Origin of the sequence: Thermoflexus sp., from assembly GCF_025055495.1 — a bacterium.
In the GTDB taxonomy this organism is placed as follows: Bacteria; Chloroflexota; Anaerolineae; order Thermoflexales; family Thermoflexaceae; genus Thermoflexus.
On sequence record NZ_JANWXB010000092.1, the window covers coordinates 1 to 3,349 of the forward strand.

General features: G+C 63.1%; 2 protein-coding genes. One reads left to right on the top strand and one right to left on the bottom strand.

The features are described from left to right. Positions 1 to 171 precede the first annotated feature (171 nt). Positions 172 to 1,890, bottom strand: a complete 1,719-nt coding sequence (locus tag NZM16_RS03195; RefSeq protein WP_295478499.1) for an ABC transporter permease subunit — start codon at positions 1,888 to 1,890, stop codon at positions 172 to 174. 455 nt (positions 1,891 to 2,345) lie between these two features. Here NZM16_RS03195 and NZM16_RS03200 point away from each other — a divergent pair, with 455 nt between their 5' ends. Then, entirely contained in the window at positions 2,346 to 3,242 is an 897-nt protein-coding gene (locus tag NZM16_RS03200; RefSeq protein ID WP_295478502.1) for an ABC transporter ATP-binding protein, read from the top strand. Positions 3,243 to 3,349 lie beyond the last annotated feature (107 nt).

The following is a 3,349-nucleotide window of genomic DNA, read 5'->3' on the forward strand; positions in this document are numbered from 1 at the left end:
CGGTGGTCACGTTCAACCGCCTGGTCTGGCGACGCCTTTTTGCGCTGGGGGCGGCGCGCTTCGGAATGTATTATGCCTTGCTTCGGGGATCCGCCAACGTTTTTGGGGCTGGGGCGCCGCCAAAGGCAGCGCCCCAGCCCCAAAACCGTTGGCGGATCGCCGAAGCAAGGCTTAATCCATTCGGAAGCGCTCCGCGGCCAGCGCATAAAGGCGTCGCCAGACCAGGCGGTTGAACGTGACCACCGTCAGGATCATCGTCAGGGTGGCAGCCAGCAGCATCGGATAGTCCCCATGCCCGGTCGCCTGGGCGATCAGCGCCCCCAGACCCAACGTCATGTGGGTCTGCCCGGCGAACTCGACATACTCCGCCACGATCGTCGCGTTCCACGCCCCCCCGCTGGCCGTGATCAGGCCGGTGATGAGATAGGGAAAGATGGCCGGCATGATCAGCACCCGCCATCGTTCCAGGCCCCGGATCCCCAGGATCTCGGTGGTGAAGACCAGATCGCGGGGAAGGGCGGAGGCGCCGGCGATGATGTTGAAGAGGACATACCATTGAGTCCCCATGAGCATGAGGGCAACTGCCGCCAGCTCGATCCCCATCGGGACACGGAGCAGGAAAAGCAAAATCACAGGGAAGAGCGCGGTCGCCGGGATGGAGGCGACAACCTGGATGAGCGGCTGGACCCGCGCGGCCAGCGGTCGATTCATCCCAACGGCCACTCCCAGGGGAACCGTCCAGGCCATGGCGATGAGTTGGGCGACGAGAACGCGGGCCATGGAAGCGAGGGTCGCCAGCCCAAGCACGGGCGCGCTGGATGGCGGAAGGGCGCTCAGTAGACGGAACGCCATATAGGCTCCGTAAATGAATCCAATCCCAGCGATCACGACCAGCGGGAGCAGGAAAACCCGGGCCGGGATCGGGTTCAAGGCCGGACGGGCGACGAGTTGCGCGCTCAGGCGCCCCAGGGCGGCGTCCACCCGCTCCAACAGGGGATTCCAGATCCGCTCGGTGAACCACTCGGACAGCGCGGCTCGCTGCCACAGGTCGTAAAGCCAGGAGGAGGGCGCCTCGTCGCTCTCCACCATCTCCAACCGGAATTTATCCGCCCAGGCCAGCAATGGGCGCCAGAGCAGCTGATCCATCCCCACGATGACCCCGATCAGAGTCCCCAGCCCCCAGATCAGGGCCTGTAGATCCCCCTGTTCCGCCGCGACTTGAAGATAAGTCCCCAGGCCGATCAACCGGAAGTCCCTGGCGCCGACGGTGAAGGTCTCCGCGGCCATCAGGAAGAACCACCCGCCAGCCCAGCTCATCATGCTGTTCCAGATCAGAGGGATGGCCGCATGGGCGAGCTCCAGATGCCGGAAACGCAGCCAGGGGTTCAGGCGGAAGATCTGAGCGACCTCTCGGAGATCTGCTGGGATGGTGATCATCGATTGGTAGAAGCTGAAGGTCATGTTCCAGACCTGGCTGGTGAAAATCAAAACAATGGAAGCGAGCTCGACGGCGACATCCTCGGGCAGGATCGCGGTGAGAGAGAGGGCGACCACCGGGAGGAACGAGAGGATGGGGACGGACTGTAAAACATCCAGCACCGGAAGGATCACGGCCCCGGCCCAGCGATAAGTGGCTGCCATGTATCCCACCGTGAGCGAAAATAGAAGAGACAGCGCATAAGCGGCTGCCATGCGCAAGAGGGAACGAACCGCGTAGTAAGGAAGGACCTCCGGGGCCAGCTGGATTGCCGGCCCGGAGATGGCGGCCGGCGCCCGGACGGCCAGGGTCATCCCCAGCACCAGGATGGCGATCAGCAGCAACAGGATCGCGACGTCCGCCCCGGTTAGGGCGACGCGGATCGGGATGAACGCGCCGAAAAAGCGCCGCATCGGTCATACCCCATGCCATGGATGACTGCAGTTTATATAGGAGTTACGCCGTTGGGAGCCGGTCGGACGAGGTGGAATGGCCCCACCCCCTATATCCTCCTTCCCCATGGCCCTTGGGCCGTGGGGAAGGAGGGAAAAGACTTCCCGAGGAAGCAAGCGGCGCAGCTCCTATTGGCTTGCGAATTAGGCTCGCTAACGGCTTGCCCGATCAGGGAGAGGCCCTTCGGGAGCTGGAGGATCCAGCAGCGGTAACAGGCCGAGCCCGAATCATTTTAGCTCAGAGGAGCATTTCCGGGTGAATGACAACGATTCTTCGAGCCGCAAGAAGGGGGGCAAGGGCAAAGAGGTTGTAAACTTAGGATTTGGGGGTGAGGGAGAGGGGCAAATCCAGAATCCCCAGCAGGGATCGTGAGGATTCAAAAGAGCGCTCAAAATCCAGCCGCGAGGGAGAACCCATGTCCCAGATGCTGGCCATTGAGATCCATGGCCTGACGAAATCCTACGGGCGAGTCCGCGCCCTGCGGGGGGTGGATCTGGCGGTGCAGCGGGGAGAGATCTTCGGATTCCTGGGCCCCAACGGGGCGGGCAAGACCACCACCATCCGTTGCATGCTGGATCTGATCCGCCCGGATGGAGGGACGATCCGGATCCTGGGGCTGGATCCGCAAAAAGACCCGGTGACGGTGCGAGCGCGCACTGGCTATCTCCCGGGGGAGCTCTACCTGGATGAAAACCTTACGGTCGAAGAGGCGTTGCACCTGTTCAACGCCCTTCGAAGGGGACGCGCCGATTGGTCTTTCGTCCGCCGCCTCGCGGAACGGCTGGACCTGGACCTCCATCAGCGGATCCGGAACCTCTCCAAGGGGAATAAGCAGAAGGTCGGGGTGATCCAGGCGTTGATGCACCGGCCGGAGTTGTTGCTGCTCGATGAGCCCACCCTGGGCCTGGATCCGCTGATGCAGCGCGAGGTCCTCCGGTTGCTGCGGGAGGCCCAGGCGGAGGGCGCGACGGTCTTTTTCTCCTCGCATATCCTCAGCGAAGTGGAGGCGGTGGCGGATCGGGTCGCCATCATCCGCCAGGGCGTGATCGTAGAGGTGGCGGAGATCGCCGTCCTGCTGCAGCGCTCGGTGCGCCGGGTGCGGGTTCATTTGAAGGCTCCCGTGGATTCCGATCCCCTCTCCCGGCTTCCCGGCGTGCGCGTCCTTGAACGCGAAGATCAGACCGCCCTGCTCCTTCAGGTGGAAGGCGATATGGATCCTCTGATCAAAGCGCTGGCGGCTCTCCCGGTTCGGGATCTGGAGGTGGAGCGGCCATCATTGGAGGAGATTTTTATGATGTATTATGAGCGTTAGGGTCTCTGAGGAGGGGGGAGAAAAAATCTTTTTGGGGCTGGGGGGGGGGCGGGGGGCGGGCCCCCCCCCCCACAAAAACCCCCCCCACCTTGGAGGATAAAAATAAG

Bases quoted from the DNA above. Each gene is read 5' to 3' on its own strand.
- NZM16_RS03200 (WP_295478502.1), top strand. From the start codon at position 2,346: ATGTCCCAGATGCTGGCCATTGAGATCCATGGCCTGACGAAATCCTAC.
- NZM16_RS03195 (WP_295478499.1), bottom strand. From the start codon at position 1,890: ATGCGGCGCTTTTTCGGCGCGTTCATCCCGATCCGCGTCGCCCTAACC.